Origin of the sequence: Streptomyces sp. NRRL S-244 (assembly GCF_000717915.1) — a bacterium.
Taxonomy (GTDB): domain Bacteria; phylum Actinomycetota; class Actinomycetes; order Streptomycetales; family Streptomycetaceae; genus Streptomyces.
Window position 1 is genome coordinate 1 of sequence record NZ_JOCX01000021.1, and the last position, 21,917, is coordinate 21,917.

General features: G+C 74.8%; 10 protein-coding genes and 2 pseudogenes. 6 read left to right on the forward strand and 6 right to left on the reverse strand.

What is annotated here, in order from left to right; genetic code table 11:
• Positions 1-377: 377 nt before the first annotated feature.
• Positions 378-914 (reverse strand): MarR family winged helix-turn-helix transcriptional regulator, encoded by a 537-nt coding sequence (locus IF02_RS0123435; protein WP_030160024.1) that lies wholly within the window; start codon positions 912-914, stop codon positions 378-380.
• Positions 915-1,026: 112 nt separating this feature from the next.
• Here IF02_RS0123435 and IF02_RS0123440 point away from each other — a divergent pair, with 112 nt between their 5' ends.
• A complete protein-coding gene (locus IF02_RS0123440) occupies positions 1,027-2,322 on the forward strand; it encodes an MFS transporter (protein ID WP_030160026.1) in 1,296 nt (431 codons plus the stop codon).
• A 75-nt stretch (positions 2,323-2,397) separates the two neighbouring features.
• On the opposite strand, the gene IF02_RS0123445 is transcribed toward IF02_RS0123440, so the two are convergent.
• Positions 2,398-4,176 (reverse strand): ATP-binding SpoIIE family protein phosphatase, encoded by a 1,779-nt coding sequence (locus IF02_RS0123445; protein ID WP_030160029.1) that lies wholly within the window; start codon positions 4,174-4,176, stop codon positions 2,398-2,400.
• 113 nt (positions 4,177-4,289) lie between these two features.
• A complete protein-coding gene (locus IF02_RS0123450; protein WP_030160031.1) occupies positions 4,290-5,708 on the reverse strand; it encodes an NAD(P)/FAD-dependent oxidoreductase in 1,419 nt (472 codons plus the stop codon).
• A gap of 342 nt (positions 5,709-6,050) precedes the next feature.
• Between IF02_RS0123450 and IF02_RS0123455 the strand changes: the two genes are divergently transcribed.
• On the forward strand, positions 6,051-6,821 hold the full coding sequence (locus tag IF02_RS0123455; protein ID WP_030160033.1) for a TetR/AcrR family transcriptional regulator: 771 nt from the start codon (positions 6,051-6,053) through the stop codon (positions 6,819-6,821).
• A gap of 297 nt (positions 6,822-7,118) precedes the next feature.
• The gene (locus tag IF02_RS0123460; protein WP_030160035.1) at positions 7,119-9,137 is read left to right on the forward strand and encodes a sigma-70 family RNA polymerase sigma factor; all 2,019 of its coding nucleotides are present in this window, start codon (positions 7,119-7,121) and stop codon (positions 9,135-9,137) included.
• A gap of 751 nt (positions 9,138-9,888) precedes the next feature.
• Here the strand turns inward: IF02_RS0123460 and IF02_RS35225 are convergent.
• From IF02_RS35225 to IF02_RS0123480, 3 genes and pseudogenes are all read right to left on the reverse strand, one after another.
• Positions 9,889-11,826 (reverse strand): annotated as a pseudogene (locus IF02_RS35225) (ATP-binding protein); the annotation flags it as partial.
• Between the two features lie 1,503 nt (positions 11,827-13,329).
• Positions 13,330-14,340, reverse strand: a pseudogene (locus IF02_RS33955) (AfsR/SARP family transcriptional regulator); the annotation flags it as partial.
• A gap of 636 nt (positions 14,341-14,976) precedes the next feature.
• Positions 14,977-17,163, reverse strand: coding sequence for an asparagine synthase-related protein (locus tag IF02_RS0123480; RefSeq protein ID WP_030160043.1), 2,187 nt, complete (start codon positions 17,161-17,163; stop codon positions 14,977-14,979).
• A gap of 750 nt (positions 17,164-17,913) precedes the next feature.
• On the opposite strand from IF02_RS0123480, the gene IF02_RS0123485 reads away from it, so the two are divergent.
• The 3 genes from IF02_RS0123485 (at position 17,914) to trmB (ending at position 21,876) form a co-directional block, all read left to right on the forward strand.
• Complete coding sequence (locus tag IF02_RS0123485) at positions 17,914-19,590, forward strand: hypothetical protein (RefSeq protein ID WP_030160045.1); 1,677 nt, start codon at positions 17,914-17,916, stop codon at positions 19,588-19,590.
• 94 nt (positions 19,591-19,684) lie between these two features.
• A complete protein-coding gene (gene lhgO / locus IF02_RS0123490; protein ID WP_030160047.1) occupies positions 19,685-20,902 on the forward strand; it encodes an L-2-hydroxyglutarate oxidase in 1,218 nt (405 codons plus the stop codon).
• 185 nt (positions 20,903-21,087) lie between these two features.
• Positions 21,088-21,876, forward strand: a complete 789-nt coding sequence (trmB, locus tag IF02_RS0123495; protein WP_234318313.1) for a tRNA (guanosine(46)-N7)-methyltransferase TrmB — start codon at positions 21,088-21,090, stop codon at positions 21,874-21,876.
• The last annotated feature ends 41 nt before the right edge of the window (positions 21,877-21,917 follow it).

Consider the following 21,917-nt stretch of genomic DNA (forward strand, 5'->3'; position numbering starts at 1 on the left):
TGTTGAGTTCTCAAGGAACGGACGCTTCCTTTGTACTCACCCTCTCGGGCTTTCCTCCGGGCTTTCGTTCTTCGTTCTTGCGTTTCCGACTCTATCAGATCCTTTCGGGCCTGACCCCCAGTCAGCGGGGTTTGTCTTCCGGGCTGTTGGGCCCTTCCGACTCCCAGAACTCTAGTGGATTTCCCGGCCGATTCATAATCGGCCTTCGGAAATCAATTCGGGCATGCCGAATTCGTTCCCGGTGGGAGATCGTGCTGAGTTGGGTGCCGCAACGAGGCGGCGGGATGTGCCGTCGCCAAAACCTTCCGGCTCTGGGACAACTCGAAGAACCTTACGGATCCACGGGGTCGGTGTCAACCCCACAGCTCAGGGGCCGGTCAGCCCCGTGACTGGAGGTCCTCCACGCGGTCCAGGAGCCGGGTGAGCATGTCGCCCAGCACTCCCCGTTCCGACGTGGAGAGGTCCTGGAGGAGGTCCTCCTCGAAGACCGTGGCCGCCCTCATGGCGTCGAGCCACTTGCTGCGGCCTTCGTCCGTGAGCTCCACGATCACGCGGACCCGGTTGGACTCGTCCCGCTCGCGCGTCACCAGCCCCTCCGCCGTCATGCGGTCGATCCGGTGGGTCATCGCCGCCGGCGTGAGGCCCAGCTGCTTCGCGAGTTCGCTCGGGCCCATCCGGTACGGGGCTCCGGAGATGACGAGGGCCTTGAGGACCTCCCACTCCGCGTTGCTGATGCCCAGAGCGGCGGTCTGGCGTCCGTACGCGACGTTCATGCGGCGGTTCAGCCGGCTCAGGGCCGAGACCACCTTCTCGACCTGCGGATCGAGGTCCTGGAACTCGCGCTGATAGACGGCGATCTGCTCGTCGAGGCTCGGCTCATGGACGGGCGCGGTGCCGTCGGGGGTGTCACCCATGGTCGAAGTATCGCACGAGCCCGTTGGCGTCTAACTCCTTCGATGTGTAGAGTTAAGGATCGAAGTTTAGGTATGAAGTCTTCGGGCTTCAGTTCTCGAAGGCAGGTGAGAAGTGACCAAGGTGATGGGCGCTGCGATGCGGCGGATCCAGGCCGGCAACGCGTTGACCGCGTTCGGCATCGGTTTCACGGTTCCGTTCCTCTACATCTACGTGGCGCAGGTGCGCGGTCTGGGCTCCATGGCGGCCACGAGCGCGTTCGTGGCCTTCGCCGTCAGTGCCCTGGTCGCGCTGCCCCTCACCGGTCGGGTCATCGACCGCCGAGGTCCCGTCCCCGTGGTCATCGGTGCGGCCGTCGCCGCCTCCGCCGGCGCCCTGTCGCTCGGGCTGTCCACCGGGATCGTGCCGATCCTGCTGTCCGCCCTGGCGCTCGGCGCCGGGCAGGCCGTCATGCAGCCCGCGCTGGCCACGATGATCGTGTGGTGCTCGACGCCGGGCACCCGGACGCGTGCCTTCGCGCTCCAGTTCTTCATGCAGAACCTGGGTCTGGGCATCGGCGGCCTCATCGGCGGCCAGATCGTCGACGAGAGCCGGCCCGCCAGCTTCACCCTGCTGTTCGGCATCGAGGCCGTGATGTTCCTGGTCCTGGCCGGGGTCATCCTCACCGTACGGATGCCGCACGCGCCGAGCATCAAGGACGCCGTGCCGCGGGACGAGTCCCGGTCGGGCGGTGCGTGGAAGCGGCTGCTCGAGCACAAGGCCATGGTCAAGCTGCTGGTCCTGGGCTTCGTGATCTTCTTCGCCTGCTACGGGCAGTTCGAGTCCGGTCTCGCCGCCTTCGGCACCGAGGCCGCCGGGATCTCCCCGTCCACCCTCGGCTTCGCGCTGGCCGCCAACACCGGCGCGATCGTCGTGGCGCAGTTCGTCGTGCTGAAGCTGGTCGAGAAGCGCCGCCGGTCCCGTGTGATCGCGCTGGTCGGCCTGATCTGGACCGTGGCGTGGGTCATCGCCGGGTTCTCGGGGCTGGGGCACGGCAGCGCGATGATGGCCGCCGCCGCGTTCATCACCACGTACGCGCTCTTCGGCATCGGCGAGGCGATGCTGTCGCCGACGCTGGCCCCGCTGGTGGCCGACCTGGCGCCGGAGGGTTCGGTGGGCCAGTACAACTCGGCCTTCGCGCTGGTCAAGCAGATGGCGCTGGCTCTCGGGCCGCTGGGCGTCCCGCTGGGTGCGGGTGTGCCGATGCTCTACATCGGGGTGTTCGTCGTGGTCTCGCTGGGCATCGCGTGGCTGGCGCTGCGGCTCGGCACGCAGCTGAGCGCGGTGCAGGACAAGCCGTCGCTGCTGAAGGGCGAGGCGGTGCCGGCGGTGGTCGTGCCGGCCGCCGAGCCCGAGCGCGTGCCCGCGTAGGAGAGTCGCGAGACACGAGATACGAGATACGGCAGAAGGCCCGGTCCCCGTGGACCGGGCCTTCTGCCGTACCCGCTACTTGTCCGGCAGCGCGAACTCGCACCAGACGGCCTTGCCGCCACCCGGGGTGCGGCGCGAGCCCCAGGAGGAGGCGATGGTCGCGATGATCGAGATGCCGCGGCCGGTCTCGTCGGCCGGTTCGGCGCGGCGGCGGCGCGGGAGGTGGTCGTCCCCGTCGGTGACCTCGATGATCAGGCGGCGGTCGGTGCGGCGCAGCCGCAGGCGCATGGGCGGGGTGCCGTGCTGGAGGGAGTTCGCGACGAGCTCGCTGGCGGCGAGGACGCCGAGGTCGCACAGCTCGACCGGGAAGCGCCAGGAGGCGAGGACTCCGGAGGCGAAGGCGCGGGCGCGCGGGGCGGCCTCGACTCCGCCGAGGAGTTCCAGGGCGGCGTTGTGGAAGAGCTCGGCGTCCGCGCCCGTGCGGGCGGGCTGCTGGAGGACCATGACGGCGACGTCGTCGTCGTGGTCGGCGTCGACGCCGAGGGCGCGCATCAGGCGGTCGCAGATGACGGCCGGGGTGCCCTGGGCGCCGGAGAGGGCACGTTCCAGGGCGGCGACGCCCTCGTCGATGTCCTCGCCGCGCCGTTCGACGAGGCCGTCCGTGTAGAGGACGGCGGTGGAGCCGGGGCCCAGCGCGATGGTGCCTGAGGTGTGCAGCCAGCCGCCGGTGCCGAGCGGCGGGCCGGTGGGGTCGGCCGCCCGGCGTACGGTGCCGTCCTCGTCTCGGACGAGGATCGGGAGGTGGCCCGCGGAGGCGTACGCGAGCAGGCCCTCGTTGGGGTCGTGGACGGCGTAGACGCAGGTGGCGATCTGGCTGGCGTCGATCTCGGCTGCGAGCCCGTCGAGGAGCTGGAGCACCTCGTGCGGGGGCAGGTCGAGGCGGGCGTAGGCGCGGACGGCGGTGCGCAGCTGGCCCATGACGGCGGCGGCGCGGACTCCCCGGCCCATGACGTCGCCGATGACGAGGGCGGTGCGGCCGGCGCCGAGGGTGATGACGTCGTACCAGTCGCCGCCGACGGCGGCCTCGGTGCCGCCGGGCTGGTAGGTGGCGGCGATGCGGAGGTCGTCGGGCTGTTCGAGTTCCTGCGGGAGGAGGGAGCGCTGGAGGGTGACGGCGGCCTCGCGCTGCCGGCGCTCGCTGGCGCGCAGCCGTTCGACGGCTTCGGCGTGGTCGCTGACGTCGGCGAGGTGGATCAGGACCCCGGTGTGGTGGGGGTCGGTGTCGCCTTCGGTGGTGGCCTTGGGGAAATCGACGGGGGTGCAGGTGACCGTGTACGAGCTGGTGCCGCCGGGCGCGGTGCGGTTCTTGGCGGTACGGGGCTTGCCGCTGCGCTGGACCTGGTCGAGGAGCGGGAGGAGGCCGAGCTCGCCGAGTTCGGGGAGGGCGTCGTGGGCGGGTGCGCCGGTGGGGCGGGGGCCGAATCCGGCGGTGTAGGCGTCGTTGACGTAGGCGACGCGGTGTTCGGGGCCGTGGACGAGGGCGACGAGGGCCGGGAGCCGGCCGAGGACCTCCCGTACGGAGAGCTCGTCGAGGGAGGGCACGGCGGCGAGGACGCCGCTGCCGGCGCCGCTGCCGCTGTCCGGGCCGGTGCCCGTCCCCGTGCCCGTCCCGGTGCCGGAGACCGTGGGGTCCGCGGGGCTGCCGTCCGGCGCCGTGGCCGGGCGGGCGGCGGCGCCGCGGGCTGCCGGGACGGCGCCCTCACCCCGCTTGGCCTGGGCGGCGGCGTGTTCGGACCGGGCGGCGGCGCGGCGCTGCGTTCCGGGAAAACGGGCGCTCCAGCGCGTGAAGTTCACTGCGTTCAAGCCTCGTGGTGTCGCAAGTGGTCGCTGTGCCGTGAATGTCACTGTGTGCAGGCGTGGGCCCACCTATGGTCACACGTCCAGTGTGGCCGACCGCACTGACAACGTCAGCCCTGACTGTCCTTCGGGGGGTTGGGGGCGGGTGGGGGCGGGGGAAATCTGTGGCCGTGTCCTGCGGCGAGTTCGAATTCTGCCCTGGGGTGTTCGAGGGATCCGAGGGAGACGATCTCACGCTTGAAGAGGCCCGAGAGGGTCCATTCGGCAAGCACGCGCATTTTGCGGTTGAAGGTGGGGATCCGGCTGAGGTGGTAGGTGCGGTGCATCAGCCAGGCGGGGTAGGCCTTGAGCTTGCGGCCGTAGATGTGGGCGACGCCCTTGTGGAGGCCGAGGGAGGCCACGGAGCCCGCGTACTTGTGCGCGTACTCGGTCAGGAGCTCGCCGCGCAGGGAGGCCACCAGGTTGTCGGCGAGGACCTTGGCCTGGCGGACGGCGTGCTGCGCGTTGGGGGCGCATTCGCGGCCGGCCTCTTCGGCGGTGATGTCGGGGACGGCGGCGGCGTCGCCGGCGGCCCACGCGTGTTCGACGCCGTCGACGGTGAGGAAGGCGGTGCAGGTGAGGCGGCCGCGTTCGGTGCGGGGGAGGTCGGAGGCGGCGAGGATCGGGTGCGGTTTGACGCCTGCGGTCCATACGACGGTGCGGGTGGGGAAGCGGGCGCCGTCGCTGAGGACGGCGACGCGGTTCTCGCAGGAATCGAGCCGGGTCTCCAGGCGTACGTCGATGCCCCGGCGGCGCAGTTCGCGGACCGTGTAGACGCCGAGTTCGGGGCCGACCTCGGGGAGGATGTGGTCGCTGGCTTCGACCAGCACCCATTTCATGTCCTCGGGCTTGATGTTGTGGTAGTACCGGGCCGCGTAGCGGGCCATGTCCTCCAGTTCACCGAGGGCCTCGACGCCCGCGTAGCCGCCGCCGACGAAGAGGAAGGTGAGGGCGGAGTCGCGGAGGGCGGGGTCGCGGGTGGAGGAGGCGATGTCCATCTGTTCGATGACGTGGTTGCGCAGGCCGATGGCCTCTTCCACGGTCTTGAATCCGATGGCGTAGTCGGCGAGTCCCGGGATGGGCAGGGTGCGGGACACGGATCCGGGGGCGAGGACGAGTTCGTCGTACTCGATCTCCAGCGCGCCGGTGCCCTCGTCCTCGGTGGCGAGGGTGGCGACGGTCGCGGTCCGCTTGGCGTGGTCGATGCGCTGGGCCTCGCCGATGACGACGCGGCACTTGTCGAGGATGCGGCGGAGCGGCACCACGACGTGGCGCGGGGAGATGGAGCCCGCGGCCGCCTCGGGGAGGAAGGGCTGGTACGTCATGTACGGCTCGGCGCTGACGACCGTGACCTCGGCTTCGCCGGCTCTGAGCTTTCGCTGGAGCCGGAGCGCCGTGTACATGCCGACGTAGCCGCCGCCGACGACGAGGATGCGCGTGCGGGGCGGGGTACCGGGGGCCGTGCCCCGGGAGTTAGCAGCCTTCACCACCCCATGACGCAACGTGGCCGGGAGTTTGTCCACAGGCCTGACACATTGTGTGACCGGAGGGGGTGCCGGTGCGGGGCTGTCGGGTGGCTTGAGTGGGGGTGGAGTTCCGCAGGTCAGGAGGTGCGGAAGGGGTGATTCCGGGGGCTTGGATCGGAAAAGTGGGGGTGAATGCTCCGATCGGGCGGTGGTCCGTCCGGGGCTGCCTCTTCTGAATTGACTCTGGCTCAACTATGTTCGTATCTCGTCGAGGAGTAAGACCGGGGCCCACATGACCGTGGCCCACCTCGACACGAAGGCGGGGAGTGTCTCCGGGGGGAGACAAATGATTACCGGGGGATACATATGCATATTTCCGATTTCCATGGTTCTGCGACCGCGCTCTCGAGTGAGAGCAGCGGCCGCGTGATGACAGGCGGCACGACGCACGGCGTGGGCCGCTCCACACCGCTGCGCGTCGACGCCCAGCGCAACCTCGAGCACGTGCTGCGCGCGGCCCGCGAGGTGTTCGGCGAGCTGGGCTACGGGGCTCCGATGGAGGACGTGGCGCGGCGCGCACGCGTCGGCGTCGGCACCGTGTACCGGCGCTTCCCGAGCAAGGACGTCCTGGTCCGCCGGATAGCCGAGGAGGAGACCGCCCGGCTGACCGAGCAGGCCCAGGCCGCGCTGGGCCAGGAGGAGGAGCCGTGGCAGGCGCTGTCGCGCTTCCTGCGCACCTCCGTGGCCTCGGGCGCCGGGCGGCTGCTGCCGCCGCAGGTGCTGCGGGTCGGGTCGGCGAGCGAGGACGGCGTGGAAGAGGCGGCGGCGCGGGTTCCGCACCAGCGCCAGGCCGGTGTGATCGGCGGGGCTCCCGAGCTGCGGGTCGTGGGCGCGCGGACTCCCGTCGAGGACGAGCCCTCGGAGGACGCGGGCGCGGGTGCGCTGCTCGAGGTGGTCGGCCAGCTGGTGGACCGTGCCCGGGAGGCGGGTGAGCTGCGCGGCGATGTCACGGTGGCCGATGTGCTGCTGGTGATAGCCACGGCCGCTCCGGCGCTGCCCGACGCGGCGCAGCAGGCGGCGGCTTCGTCCCGGCTGCTCGACATCCTGCTCGAAGGGCTGCGGTCCCGGACGGCCTGAGCCGTACGGGGCACGGGCCGCGGCGGACGCCCCTGCGGGGGCGCGCGCCGCGGCCCGTCCCACCCGACGACCGGTTCGCCGAGCGGTGCCCTGAACGGCCCGCCCGAGCGGCTGCCCGAGCGGCCGCTCGAACGGCCGCTCGAACCGCCGCCCGCTCGAAAGAGTGAGGATCGGTACGGGGTTTCACCGGATGCTGCCCGGACGAGTGGATGGCGGGAAGACGGGTCCGGCGCGCGCCCCCCGTGTGACACGCTTGAACGGTGTACCGGTTGAGTGTGGCGTGCGGGGGCTTCCGCGATGGGCGTTGACGGTCGGGAAGAGCCGCTCGGTGGTGCCGGCGGCGAGGTCGAGGCGGAGAGCCCGGCCGCACGCCAGGTCCCCGCACAGCGCGAGCCGCGCCGGGGGCGGCACGCGGCCTCGGGGTATTCCGGTGCCGATCTGCCTCCGTCCGACGGGGACCTGATCGCCCGCATGCGCGGGGGCGACGACGGTGCCTACGAGGAGCTGTTCCTCCGGCACGCGGATTCCGTACGGCGCTACGCGCGGACCTGCTGCCGCGATGCGCACACGGCCGACGACCTGACCGCCGAGGTGTTCGCGCGGACGCTGCAAGCGGTACGGGGCGGGGCCGGGCCGGACCAGTCGGTGCGGGCGTACCTGCTGACCACGGTGCGCCGGGTCGCGGCGGCCTGGGCGAAGACCTCCCGGCGGGAGCATCTCGTCGAGGACTTCGCGGTGTTCGCGGAGCAGGCGGCCGCGGGGACCGAGGTCGGCGGAGGCATGTCCGGCCTGTCCGGGGACGACACCCTCGAACTGGGCGCGGAAGTCCGGGCGATGCGCGAGGCGGAGCAGTCGCTGGCGATGCAGGCTTTCCGGAGTCTGCCCGAGCGGTGGCAGGCCGTGCTGTGGCACACCACCGTCGAGGATGCCTCGCCGAGTGCGATCGCCCCGCTGTTCGGGCTGAGCGCCAACGCGACGGCGGTGCTGGCCAGCCGGGCCCGGGAGGGGCTCAAGCAGGCCTATCTGCAGGCGCATGTGAGCTCGGCGCTGAGTGCGGGCGGGGACTGCGCGCGGTACGCGGACCGGCTGGGGGCGTACGCCCGCGGCGGTCTGCGGATGCGGGCGGAGCGGGGGCTGCGGGGACACCTGGAGGAGTGCGCGAAGTGCCGGCTGGCCGCCGGAGAGCTCAAGGACGTCAACGCGGGCATTCCCGCGCTGCTGCCCGTCGCGGTCATCGGGTGGTTCGCCGCCGGGTACGCGGCGAAGGCGGCCGGTGTGGTCGTGGGCGGGGCCGTCGCCGCGGGGGGCGCGGGGGCTGCCGCCGCGGCCGCGGGCGGATCGACGGCGGGGGCCGGGGCTGCCGGGGCCGGGGCCGGGGCTGCCAGTGGTGCCGGGGCTGCCGGTGGGACTGCGGGGGCCGGGGCTGCGGGTGGGGCTGCCGGTGCGGGTGGGGCCGGGTCCGGGGTCGGGGGTGCGGTGGCTTCCGAGGGGCTCGGGCTGCCGGTCAAGGCCGCCATCGCCGCCGGGATCGCGGTCGCCGCAGCCGCGGGGGTGGTGTTCGCGCTGGCCGGGGACGATCCCGAGCCGGGGGCCGCGGCGCAGCCCGCGCCGAGTGTGGCGGCGCCCGTCGTGCCGCTGGTTCCGGCTCCGCGTACACCCGCGCCGACGCGTGCGGAGCCGCCGGCCGCGCAGGGCTCCGTACCCTCCGAGCCGGGCAGGACCCCCGCCGCGCCGGCTCCCTCTCCCGCGAAGCCGAAGGCGCCGGCTCCGGCTCCGCCCGTGTCCCCGGCGCCGAGGCCCTCGCCGACTCCGTCCCCGACCCCGAGCCCGGCCAAGCCGTCCCCCTCGCCGTCGCCGTCTCCGTCCGTACCGAAGCCGGCTCAGGGGTTCCGGCTGGCGGGGCTCGGGCACGCGGCGTTCGGCGACCACAGCGGTCCCGAGTTGCAGACCGGGCGCAGCAGCTGGGTGTGGCAGCGGTGGGGGCTGCGGATCGCGGACCGGCGGTTCGCGCAGGGGATCACGGTGAACTCCCGTTCCTCGGTGGAGATCACCCTGAACCGGCAGTGCACCACGTTCTCGGCGCGGGCCGGGGTGGACGACCTGTCGTTGTTCACCGACGGCACGGTGCGGTTCTCCGTGTACGCCGACGGGCAGCGGCTGTGGCGGTCGGACGCGCTCGGGTTCGGGGATCCGGCCGCCGTCGTCGAGGTCTCGCTGGCCGGGCGCAAGACGCTGCGGCTGGTGGTGGAGCAGGCCGGGCAGGGCAGCCTGCCGACCCTGGCGAGCTGGGCGGACGCCGTGATCAGCTGCCGGTGACCTGGGTGGTCTCGGTGGCCTGGGTGGTCTCGGTGGTCTGGGTGACCGGGGTGACGAGGATTGCGGCCTCGGCCGGGGAGAGCTTCGCGCCCGCCGCCGCCTCCGCCGTGTAGCGGTCGGCGCCGAGCACTGCGCGCGCGGCGGCCGGGAGTGCGCCGACCGCGTTCTGTTCCGGGACCGAGCGCGGGTGGCCCGCACGCCAGGCGGTGGCGGCCGCAAGCACCCGTACGGCCTCCTCGGTACGCCCGGCGGCGAGCAGCATGACGGCCGCCGTGTCGCCGAGCGAGGCCAGGACCCGCTCGGCGCAGTGTGCGGCGATGGCGGCGGCCAGGCACGGCCCCAGCTTCGCGAGGCCGGCCTTCGGACCGTGCGCGCGGGCGGTGAGGACGGCGTCGATGTTGTCGAGCCCTGCGGCGAGCTGCGGGGGCGCGGAGATCCTTCCCGAGGCGGCGCGGGCGAGTTCGCACTCGGTACGGGCCCGGACGAGGTCCCCGCGGACGAGGGCGAGGAGGGCCGCGAGCATGCCGCTGTAGGCCTGGACGTCGTACACCCCACCGTGGTGCTCGACTTCGCGGGAGACCTCCGCCAGCAGTTGTTCGGCGCCGTCGAAGTCCCCTGAGCAGAAGGCGGACTCGGCGATCCGGGCGATGGCGAAGGGCACCTCGGTGTGGGCCCCGACCTCGCGGGCGAGGCGCAGGCAGTCCTCGTACTCGGCGCGGGCCCAGTCGTACCGGCCGCGGGAGAGCGCGACCTCGCCGGCGGCGCTCGCCACCTGGGCGCGGGTCCAGCGGTCGCCGACGCGGTGGGCGATCTCGTGCAGTTCGGCGAGGTCGGCGTCGACGGAAGGGAGGCCGCCGGTGAGGTCGATGGCCACGTGGGTGCGGAGCATGAGGGCGATGCCCAGTTCCCAGTCGCCGCCGTGGCGGCGGCAGTTGCCGACCGTCTCGTCGAGCCCGTCGCGGACGGCGAGGGGGTCGCCGGTGAGGAAGGTGGTCATCGGCCAGAGCATGCCGGGGAAGCGGGCGGTCTCGTGGCCGCCCTCCCGGAAGACCTGCTGGAGGTGGTCGGCGAGGGTGATGTTCTGCGGAGTGCGGAACTCCTCGGGTGCGTGGCCTTCGGCGAGGAGGAGGACGCGCAGCATCTGCGTGCGCATGAAGCGCCAGTACTCGGCGGTGCCCTCGGGCGGCTCGGCGGGGTGGGACTCCAGGACCCGCGCGGCCCATTCCGCGCCCTCGGTGCGGTAGCCGCGCAGCCACCAGAACCAGCCGAGGGCGAGGACGAGGCGTTGGCCGTTCTCGGCGGCGTCGGCGGTGTGGACCGTGTGGAGGAGGGCGGCGCGGAGGTTGTCGAGCTCGGTCTCGATGCGCCGGATCCAGGGCAGTTGGCCGGCGCCGCGCAGGAGGGGCTCGGCCTCCTCGGCGAGGGCCAGGAAGTGGGCGGCGTGGCGGTCGGCGGCGGCGCTGCGGTCGGCGGGGTGCGCGGCCGCGCGTTCGGCGGCGTACTCGCGGATGGTCTCCAGGAGGCGGTAGCGCATGCCGGTGTCGCCGTCGGGGGCCGGGGCCGGGGCCGGGGCGGCGATGACGAGGGACTTGTCGACGAGGGAGCCGAGGAGGTCCAGGACGTCGGGGGTGTCGGGGTCGGCGCAGACGGCTTCGGCGGCGGCGAGGTCGCAGCCGCCGGCGAAGACGGACAGGCGGCGCAGGACGGTGCGCTCCCTGTCGTCGAGGAGGTCCCAGGACCAGTCGACGACGGCGCGCAGGGTCTGCTGGCGGGGCAGGTGGGTACGGGCGCCGCCGGTCAGGAGCCGGAAGCGGTCGTCGAGGCGGTCGGCGATCTGGCGCGGGGTGAGCAGCCGAAGCCGGGCCGCGGCCAGCTCGATGGCGAGCGGCAGCCCGTCGAGGCGGGCGCAGATCTCGGCTACGGCGGCCGGGTCTTCGGCGGGGGTGAAGCCGGGGCGGACGGCGGCGGCGCGGTCGGCGAAGAGGCGGTGCGCGGGGTCGGGGGGCAGGGGGTCGACGGGGCGGACCGTTTCGCCGGGCACGCCGAGGGGTTCGCGGCTGGTGGCCAGGATCCGGACGCCGGGGCAGTGGGTGAGGAGGCGTTCGGCGAGTTCGGCGGCGGCGCCGATGACGTGCTCGCAGTTGTCGAGGACGAGGAGCAGGCGGCGGTTCGCGCAGTGCTCGACGAGCTGGGCGGCGGGGTCGTCGGCGGGGGCCTTGTCGCGGGCGACGAGGGTGCTCTCGCGCAGGCCGAGGGCGCTGAGGACGGCGCCGGGGACGGCTGCGGGGTGGTCGAGGCGGGCGAGTTCGACGAGCCAGCCGGGTTCGGGGTGGGCGGCCGCCGCGTGCTCGGCGAGCCGGGTCTTCCCGGACCCGCCGGGCCCGGTGAGGGTGACGAGCCGCAGCCGGCCCATGTCGCGGTGAAGCCCCACGAGCTCGGGCTCCCGCCCGACGAAGGAGGTGAGCCGAGGCCGCAGATTCCCTGCGGCATGCGGGGCGGGCGGGGCGGGTGCCGCAGGGGGCGCGGCGGGAGCGGGGTGCGCGGGTGCCCAGGGCACGGATGCCGCCGGCCGAAGATTCCCGACACGCTCGGCGGGCTGGGCGGGGGGCGCGGTGACGGCCGGGGGCGCGGTTGCTGGGTGCGCGGCTGCGAGGGGCGTGGGGTGCGCGGGCGCCGTCGGCTCCGCCGGGGGTATGGGGTCCGCGGGCGCCGTCGGCTCCGCCGGGGAAGCGGCGGGGGCGGGATGCGCGGCCGCAATCGGCTCCGCCGGGAAGGCAGGGGCCGCGGGCGACTCCGGGGAGGCGGCGGGGGCGGGATGCGCGGGCGCCATCGGCTCCGCCGGGGAAGCGGCGGGTGCGGGGTGCGCGGGCGCCATCGGCTCCGCCGGGGAGGCAGGCTGCGCGGGCGACTCCGGGGAGGCGGCGGGTGCGGGGTGCGCGGCCGCCATCGGCTCCGCCGGGGAAGCAGGGTGCGTCGGCGCCGAGGGCACGGATGCCTCTGGGGGCACGGCAGGGGCAGGGTGCGCGGGGGACGCGGCGGATGCAGGTTGCACGGGCGCCGCCACGGACCCGGGGGCTACGGGGTGCGCCTCGGATGCGGGCGTGCTTGCCGTCGGCGCCGCCAGGAACGCCGAGGGTGCGGCATGCGCCAGAGGCGCGGGCGCGGCTGGGGGCGCCGGCCGCACCGGGGGCGCGGGTTCGGACGGAAGCGCGGGTGCCACTGAAGGCGCGGGCACTGCTCGGGGCGCCACTGGCGCCTCCGGGAACGCAGGCGGTGCGGGGTACGCCGGGAGCGCCGGGTACGCCGGGGACGCGGGCGCTGCCGGGGGCACCGGGGACGCGGCGGACGCCGGGAACTCGGTTACCGCCGACTCCCCCGAGGACTCGGAAGCTGAGGGATGCCTCGCGGGCGAGCCCGGGGACGCGGCGGACGCCGGGAACTCGGTTACCGCCGGCTGCCCCGAGGACTCGGAAGCTGAGGGATGCGTCGCGGGCGCGGAGGAGCCCGGGGACGCGGCGGACGCCGGGAACTCGGTTACCGCCGGCTCCCCCGAGGACTCGGAAGCTGAGGGATGCGTCGCGGGCGCGGAGGAGCCCGGGGACGCGGCGGACGCCGGGAACTCGGTTACCGCCGACTCCCCCGAGGACTCGGAAGCTGAGGGATGCGTCGCGGGCGCGGAGGAGCCCGGGGACGCGGCGGACTCCGGGAACTCGGTTGCCGCCGGTTGCCCCGAGGACTCGGAAGCTGAGGGATGCGTCGCGGGCGCGGAGGAGCCCGGGGAGGTGGCGGGTGCGGGGAGCGCCGGTGGCGTGGGGGATGCAGGGGGCGCGGTTTCCAGCTGGGACGCAGAGGCTGGCGGGACTGCGGAGGTTGCCGGGGACGGGGTTGGCGCCGGGGGCCAGGGGGCTGCGGGAGGCGTCGCGGGCGCGGGCGCCTCTGCGGCCACCGGGGCTGCCAGGTGAGCCGTTGGCGTTTGGGACCCGGGGTGCACCGGGAGTGCGGGCGCCTCTGTGGCCACCGGGGCTGCCAGGTGAGCCGTTGGCGCAGGGTGCACCAAGGGGGCGGGAGCCGTTGGGGGTGCCAGGGACTCGGGAGTTGCCCGGTGTGCGGGTGGTGCTGGGGGTGTGGGGTGGAGGAGTTCCGTGTGGAGGGCGGTGAGTTCGGGGCCGGGGTTGGTGCCGAGGGCTTCGGCAAGGGTGCGGCGGGTGTCCTCGTACGCGACGAGGGCGTCGGCGGGGCGGCCGGATGCGCGGAGGGCGCGGAGCTGCTGGGCGCGCAGGAGCTCGTCGTACGGGTGCTGCCGGATCAGCGCCTCGATCTCCGGGAGGAGGGACGCCGGGTCGGCTGCCCCGCTGCGGAGTTCGGCGTCGATCCGGGCGCGGAGGGCGGCCGCACGGTGTGCTTCGGGGGTGGCGGCGTAGGCGCTGCGGGCGGGCTCGGCGAGGTCGGCGAGGGCGGGGCCGCGCCACAGGGCCAGTGCGGTGCGGAGGGTTCCGGCGGCGGTGGCGGGGTCGGCGGCCAGCTGCCCGGCGCCTTGGCGGGCGAGGCGGGTGAAGCGGTGGAGGTCGACGTCGTCGCGGTCGGCGACGGCGAGGCGGTAGCCGCCGGCGGGGTCGGCGGGGACGGTGTCCCGGCCGCCGAGGGCCCGGCGGAGCCGGGCGACGAGGGCCTGGAGGGCGGCGGGGGCGTCCTGGGGCGGGTCGTCGCCCCAGATGTCGTCGACGAGGTCGGCGACGGTTGCGGCGGCCGGGCCGCCGGCGCGGAGCGCGAGGGCGGCGAGGAGCGCGCGCAGGCGGGCGCCGCTGATGGGGAGGGGGGCGCCGGTCTCGTCGCGCGCCTCGGTGACGCCAAGGATGAGATACCGCACCGGGCAATTCTGCCTTGCCCCTGCCGGGGGTGCCGAAGGTTTTCGCGCGGGCCGCGGCTCAGGTGCCGGCGGAACTGCCGGTGGGGGCAGGTACCTCGCCGCTCCTGGGGACTCCGCCCCGGAGCGTCGACGGCGCTGGATGTGCTGAGGAGGCGGCCGTCGGCGAGCTGGGTGCTGCGCCGCTGCCGGGGACAGGCCCCCGCGCCTCAAGCACCCGCGGCGCTGGATGTGCCGGAGCCTGGTACCGAGCCACTGCTGGGTGCAGGCCCCGCAGCTCAAGCGCCGGCGGGCCGGATCGGCGGGCTGGTGGTGGGCAGGGGCCGTGCCGCCGCCCACGGACCCCGCGCCTCAAGCCTCGGCGAGGCCGGATGCGCCGGGGAGGCGGCCGTCGGTGGGTAGGTGGCACGCCGTACCTGGCGGCTCCGCGCCGCGCCTCAGGTGTCGGCGAGGCTGCATTGGATACGCCGGAGCCGCGGCCACGGTCAGGCGAGTGCCTGGTACGCCGCTGCGGGGCGTTGGTCCAGGCGGCAGCCGTGAGCAGGTGGCGCTCCAATCGTGGGGCACCGTACCGGGCCCCACGTCTCAAGCGCCGGAGAAGCCGGGTGTGTGCTCCGGGATGCCATGTGCCCTGTCCGGTAGGCCCGTTCAGGGGCTTGATGTGCGGCGAAGGTGCCGGATGTGCCGGGTAGTGGCTGCCGGGGCTTGGGTGTTGGGCCGCTGCCGGGTGCAGGCACCGACAGGGCCTGGATCGGCGGGCTGGTGGTGGGTAGGGGCCGCGCCGCCCTGGGCCCCGTGTCTCTCAGGATCGTGGGAATCGGGCTGGATTTGCCGGGGCGGCGGCCGTTCGTGAGTCGGTGCCGGGCCGCTGCCGGGGCGGGCCTCCGCGCTTCAAACGTCGGCGGGGTCCGACGCGGGCCCCCCGGTGGGTAGGTGCCGCGGGGGTGCTGGGGCTTGGGCGGCGGCCGGGGCTGGTCAGGACAGGGCCGGGCGGGGGGTGGGGACTCCCTCCGGGACTGCTCTGCGGCGGGGGGGCGACGTGCCCGTCCAGCACGTGCCCCGGCGGGACAGGAGGCGGCCCAGCCACAGTTCCATCGAGACGAGTTCCGCCAGGCCGTCCAGCGGGACCGGGTGGCCGTCCGCCGCGTCCAGCAGGGCCTGTTGGACGACCCGGGCCTCGATCAGGCCCGCGTCCGCCAGCAGGGGGGCGGTGAAGAGGGACAGCAGCGAGGGCAGCGCCGCCCTCAGGCCGACCCGGGTCGCCGTTTCGTTCGGGGTGTGGGTCGGGGCGCCCCAGCCCGGCGGGAGTTCGCGTACGCCCGCCGAGGAGAGGACGGTGCGCAGGATCGCCGCCCGGGCGCCGGGCTGGACCCGCAGGGATTCCGGGAGGGCGCGGGCCGCCCGTACGACCTGGTTGTCCAGGAACGGGGCGTGCAGGCGCTGGCTGCGGACCTCCACGGCCTGTTCGAAGACCCGGTGGTCCGCCGCGTGCCGGGTCAGCGCGGCGCGGGCCCGGGCCTCGCCGGGGCGCAGGGAGAGGGGAGGGCGGCCTGCGGCGGTTGCCAGGCGGATCGATACTTCCGCCAGGGCCTCCCCCGTCAGCCAGCCCGCCGCCGGGCCCGGGCGGGACCAGGTCAGGGCCGCCAGCGAGGCGTCCACCGGGTTCGACGCGCCGCCCGCGACGGCCCCTTCGCGCAGCCGGGCCGCCGCCGCCTCCATGCCCGCGCGGTACGGCGTACGGGCGAGCCGGCGGGCCGCCGAGTAGACGGAGAACGGGACCAGCAGGGACAGGGCCGAGTCGCCCGGCGCCGAGCGGGCCAGCGCGGCGACCGGGCGCAGCAGGTGGCGTCTGCGGCGGTCCATCAGGAGGTCGGCGAGCCGGGCCGGGTGCGCGTCGAGGACCTGGCGGGCGCCGTGCCCGACGAAGTGGTCCGCCGAGCCGGCCGCCAGCCGGCGCCGCTCGCGGGCGGCGGTGACCAGGGAGGGGCCGGGTTCGTCGGTGAGGGGGCCGTCGAGGTCGGCGTACGGGAGGGCCTCCTCGGCGGCGGCCACGACGACGTGGTGCAGCCGGGGGTTGGCGGCGATGGCCCGGGCGCGTTCGAGTTCGGCCTCGCGGCCCTGGGGGGTGGCCAGGTCGTTGAAGGTGACGGCCAGCAGCCGGCCGCCGGCCTGCCCGGACTGCCTCGTCACCGTGCCGGGCGCCCCGGGCAGGCCGGCGGCGAGCAGCGCGAGGGTCGCGGAAGCGCTGCCTCCGGAGAGGTCGGCGCCCACGCCGGGCGCGGGCGCGGGTGCGCCCCGGGCCGCGCGCCGGTCGGCGGGGCCCATTCCGGGCACCGGGCCGGGGTCGTGGGGCGGCGTGTCGGGGGCATGCCGCGGAGCCGTGAGCCGGGCGCGCACGGCATCCACCAATGCTTCGCGTACGCCCTCCACCGCCTGCTCGGGATCGGCCGTGGGCGCCGCCACCGCGAGGGAGGCCACCGGCTCGTACCCGGTGATCTCGCGCGAGCCCTCGCGCAGGATCAGCGCGTGCCCGGGCGGGATGCGCCGCACGCCGACGTACGGTGTGCCGTCGCCCAGTGCCTCCGGGCTGTCGGGGCAGGCCAGCAGGGCGGCGAGGTGGCCGATGTCGAGCTGCGCCTCGATGAGGTCGGCGAGGGGCAGCGCGGCGGTGGCGTACGCGGTCCCGCCCGCCCAGGGGGTGTAGAAGACGGGCCGGGCGCCCGCGAGGTCGCCGACGACCGTGATGCGGCGGCCGGTCTGGACGACGGCGGTGTAGCTGCCGGACCACTGGGTGAGGTGGCGCAGGGCTCCGCCGCGGGCGGCGAGGAGCGCGCTGCGCAGTTCGGCGTCGGTGGCGCCGCAGCAGCCGAGGACGGCGAGCCGGGTGAAGGGGTCGGCGGCGAGGGTGCGGATCTCGTCGGGGCGCCAGTCGCCGACGGCCCAGAGGGGGTCGGGGTCTCCCCAGAGCAGCTGGGCGCCGACCGGGACGACGGTGCGTTCGGCGGCGGGGTCGTCCGGATGGGCGGCGTCGGCGTCCGCGAGGCCCCCGGTCACCGGGCCGCCGCTCAGGTGGTCGCGTGGGCCGGATCCGCCCTGGCCGGACACGCGGCCGGCCGTGCCGAAGCTCGCGGCGATACTGCTCCACCCGACCAACCAGCGCACCGCCGCCTCCCCAGCCTGTGGGCAATTGACCGGGGCGGGAACGTCGTGGTCAGCGCTGAGGGCGCGGCCGACGGGACCCCGGGTGGCTCGGGGTCCATGCTGCCACGAGACAGGCGTGCGAGAGTGGCCGAGGAGGGCGCACATGCAAACGAACACGCCGCGGACACGCGGTATTTGGCGTTCCGTTCCCACCGCCCCATAGGTCGGTTTCGGCCATTCTTCGGCCGTACTGAAGCCGTACTGAAGCCGTACCGCGGCCGCATCGCGGCCACGCTGGCGCCGTGCCGCGGCCGCACCACGAGCACACTGCGGGCGCACCGGACCCGCACGTGGCGCCGCCGCACGCCCTTCGGGCGCCCGGCCGCACCGGCCCGCGGGCGCGGTCCGGGAGGCGGGAACCGCCCCCCGGACCGTTCCGCCACCCGCGGGGATTGAGGCGGCGGCATCCCCCGGCCCGCCGGATCCACGCAGCGGGCCGACCCACGCAGGGCACATCGAATCGCCGGGCCCGCTGACCGGCCAGAGCGCACGGGCGGGCGCACGGCCACACGCACGGAGCACGGGAGGGGGCGTACGCCCGCGGCGCGGGCCCCGCCCCGACTGTGCGGGCGGACAACAATCCCGCCATACGGAAGTCGGGGCCTTAACGCTTGGGAGGCGGGGAACTACGCTGGGTTTACGAAATGCCGGGCAACTATGCCCCGGCGGCGTATGCGTTGTGTGCGTTCCGCGTGTGACGAGGGGTGGCGCATGTCCAGGGAGCTCCGCGAGCCCAATGAGAAGCTCGGCGCCGTCCTCGCCCTCGCGGGCATCAGCAACGCCGGGCTGGCCCGGCGGGTCAACGACCTCGGCGCACAACGCGGCCTGACGCTTCGCTACGACAAGACGTCGGTGGCCCGGTGGGTGTCGAAGGGGATGGTGCCGCAGGGCGCGGCCCCGCATCTGATCGCCGCCGCCATCGGCGCGAAGCTGGGGCGGCCGGTGCCGCTGCACGAGATCGGCCTGGCGGACGCCGACCCCGCGCCCGAAGTCGGCCTGGCCTTCCCGCGGGACGTGGGCGAGGCGGTGCGCTCAGCCACCGATCTGTACCGGCTGGACCTCGCCGGCCGCAGGGGCGGTGCCGGCGGCGGTGGCGGGATCTGGCAGTCGCTGGCAGGCTCCTTCGCGGTGTCCGCGTACGCGACGCCCGCCTCGCGCTGGCTGATATCTCCGGCGGACGGTTCGGTGGCGCGCGAGCCCGCGGCCCCGCCCCGCGAGACCGTGGCGTCGCGCGAGCCGGCGGCGGGCACGGCGTCGCCCTCGCCGATGTCCTCGTCGCCTTCCTCTGCGTCTTCGTCTGCGTCTGCGTCTGCGTCTTCGCCGTCTTCTTCGTCAACGGGTTTGCCCGCGCAGTCTTCGGGTGAAACGCCGCACGCCCCGCCGCACGCCCCGGCCGGGCAGGCGGCCGTACCGGCGGCCGCACCCGCCTCCGCGCCCGCCGCGGTCGCGGGGCTGTACGACCCGGCGCCGCAGCGCGTGGGCCACAGCGACGTGACCAAGCTGCGCGAGGCGGCCGAGGACGCGCGCCGCTGGGACTCCAAGTACGGCGGCGGGGACTGGCGTTCGTCGATGGTGCCGGAATGCCTGCGCGTCGACGCGGCGCCGCTGCTGCTCGGCTCGTACAGCGACGACGTGGGCCGCGCGCTGTTCGGCGCGACCGCCGAACTGACCCGGCTGGCCGGGTGGATGGCCTTCGACACCGGCCAGCAGGAGGCGGCCCAGCGCTACTACATCCAGGCGCTGCGCCTGGCCCGCGCGGCCGCCGACGTACCGCTGGGCGGGTACGTACTGGCCTCCATGTCGCTCCAGGCGACGTACCGGGACTTCCCGGACGAGGGCGTCGACCTGGCGCAGGCGGCCGTGGAGCGCAACCGCGGCCTGGCCACGGCGCGCACCATGAGCTTCTTCCGGCTCGTCGAGGCGCGGGCGCACGCGAAGGCGGGCGATTCGGCGGCCGCCGGGGCGGCGCTGCGGGCGGCGGAGGGCTGGCTGGAACGGGCGCGCGAGGGCGACCCGGATCCGACCTGGCTGGGTTTCTACTCGTACGACCGGTTCGCGGCGGATGCGGCGGAGTGCTACCGGGACCTCAAGCTGCCGCGGCAGGTGCGGCGCTTCACCGAGCAGGCGCTGTCGCGCCCGACGGAGGAGTACGTGCGCTCGCACGGGCTGCGGCTGGTGGTGAGCGCGGTGGCGGAGCTGGAGTCGGGCAACCTGGACGCGGCCTGCGCGGCCGGCACCCGGGCGGTGGAGGTCGCGGGCCGCATCTCCTCTGCACGGACGACCGAGTACGTACGGGACCTGCTGCACCGGCTCGAACCGTACGGGGACGAGCCGCGCGTGGCGGAGCTGCGGGAGCGGGCACGGCCGCTGCTGGTGGCGCAGGCGTAGAGCCGCCGGCGTCGCAGGCGGAGACCCGCGTGGCCGCATTGTCAGTGGCGGGGTGCAGTATGCAGGGGTGGGAGGTGGCGGCTTGGGCGGCGGCATGGGCAGCGTGGGCAGCGCGGGCAGGGTCGACTGCGATGTGCTGGTGATCGGCGGTGGCATCGTCGGCCTGTCGACGGCGCATGCCCTGGCGCAGCTGGCTCCGGGGACGCGGGTGGTGGTGCTGGAGAAGGAGTCCGGCCCCGCCCGGCACCAGACGGGCCGCAACAGCGGGGTGATCCACAGCGGGATCTACTACCGGCCGGGATCGCTCAAGGCGCGCTTCGCGGTGCGCGGGGCCGCCGAGATGGTGAAGTTCTGCGCGGAGCACGGCATCGCCCACGAGGTCACCGGGAAGCTGATCGTCGCCACCGGGCGGGACGAGCTGCCGCGGCTGCACGCGCTCGTGCAGCGGGGCCGGGAGAACGGCATCCCGGTGCGCGAGCTGGGCCCGGCGCAGATCTCGGAGTACGAGCCGGAGGTGCAGGGCCTGGCGGCGATCCATGTCGGCACCACCGGGATCGTGGACTACGGGCAGGTGGCGCGGCAGCTCGCGGAGTCCTCCGGGGCGGAGATCGTCTACGGCGGGGCGGTGGACCTGATCTCGCGGCGCACGTCGGGGGTGGCGGTCCGCACCACGTCCGGGCTGGTGGTCCGCGCCCGTGTCCTCGTGAACTGCGCGGGCCTGCAGTGCGACCGGGTCGCGCGGCTGGCCGGGGACGACCCGGGCATGCGGATCGTGCCGTTCCGCGGGGAGTACTACGACCTGGAGCGGCCTTCGCTGGTCCGGGGGCTGGTCTACCCGGTCCCGGATCCCGCGTTCCCCTTCCTCGGCGTGCACCTGACGCGCGGGATCGGCGGCGGGGTCCACGTCGGGCCGAACGCGGTGCCGGCGCTGGCGCGCGAGGGGTACGGGTGGGGCGTGGTCCGGCCGCGGGACATCGCGGACGAGCTGGCCTGGCCGGGATCCTGGCGGATGGCCCGGCGGCACTGGCGGTACGGGGTCGGCGAGATCCACCGCTCGCTGTCGAAGCAGGCGTTCACGGAGGCGGTACGGCGGCTCCTGCCGGCGGTCTCGGCGGCGGACCTGGCCCCGGCCGGGTCCGGGGTCCGGGCGCAGGCCGTGCTGCGGGACGGGACGCTGGTGGACGACTTCCTGATCAAGGAGGGGCCGCGCACGGTGCACGTCCTGAACGCGCCGTCGCCGGCCGCGACGGCTTCGCTCCCGATCGGCCGTGAAATCGCCCGCCGGGCCTTGTCTTCCCTCCGTACGTCGTAGCCCGCCGGACCGGGGCCGGGGCCCGGACCGGGATCGGGGCCCGGGCCAGGGTCGGGCCCGGACCAGGGTCGGGCCCGGACCAGGGTCGGGCCCGGACCAGGGTCGGGCCCGGACCGGGATCGGGGTCGTAGAATCTGGGCATTGTGTCTGAGTCCCTCACCCCCCAGCCCAGCGCCCCGGAGACCGTGCCGGAGGCGAATTCCTACGTGCCCCCGAAGTGGCGGACCGAGCCGCGGTTTCCCGACGGGCCCGCCCCCGATCCGGCCGGTTCGCACCACGAGCGGCGGATCCGGAGCTTCCAGCCGCGGCGCAGCCGGGTCACCACCGGGCAGGGCGAGGCCCTGAAGCGGCTCTGGGGCACCTGGGGTCTCGACATCGACGGACACTCCGTCATCGATCTCGACCAGCTGTTCGGCGGGCGCGGGCTGCCCGTCGTCCTGGAGATCGGCTTCGGGATGGGCGAGGCCACCGCGCAGATGGCCGCCGCCGACCCCGCGACCGGGATCCTCGCCGCCGACGTGCACACCCCCGGCCAGGGGAACCTGCTCGCGCTCGCCGAGCGGAGCGGGCTCGACAACGTCCGCGTCGCCAACGGCGACGCCATCATCCTGCTCCGCGAGATGCTGGCGCCCGACTCCCTCGCCGGCCTGCGCGTGTACTTCCCGGACCCGTGGCCCAAGGCCCGCCACCACAAGCGGCGGCTGATCCAGCCCGAGTTCCTCGACCTGGCCGCGACCCGCCTTGCCCCCGGGGCCGTACTGCACTGCGCGACCGACTGGGAGCCGTACGCCGAGCAGATGCTCGAAGTGCTCACCGCACACCCGGAGTTCGAGAACACCCAGGCGGACGGCGGCTACGCGCCGCGGCCCGACTTCCGGCCGCTCACCCGCTTCGAGGGGCAGGGCCTCGACAAGGGCCACGTCGTGCACGATCTGCTCTTCGCCCGCCGGGGCAACGTTTCCCCGAACGAGTAGAGAAACCGGACACGTCACTCCTCGTGTCAAAGCGGCTCGCT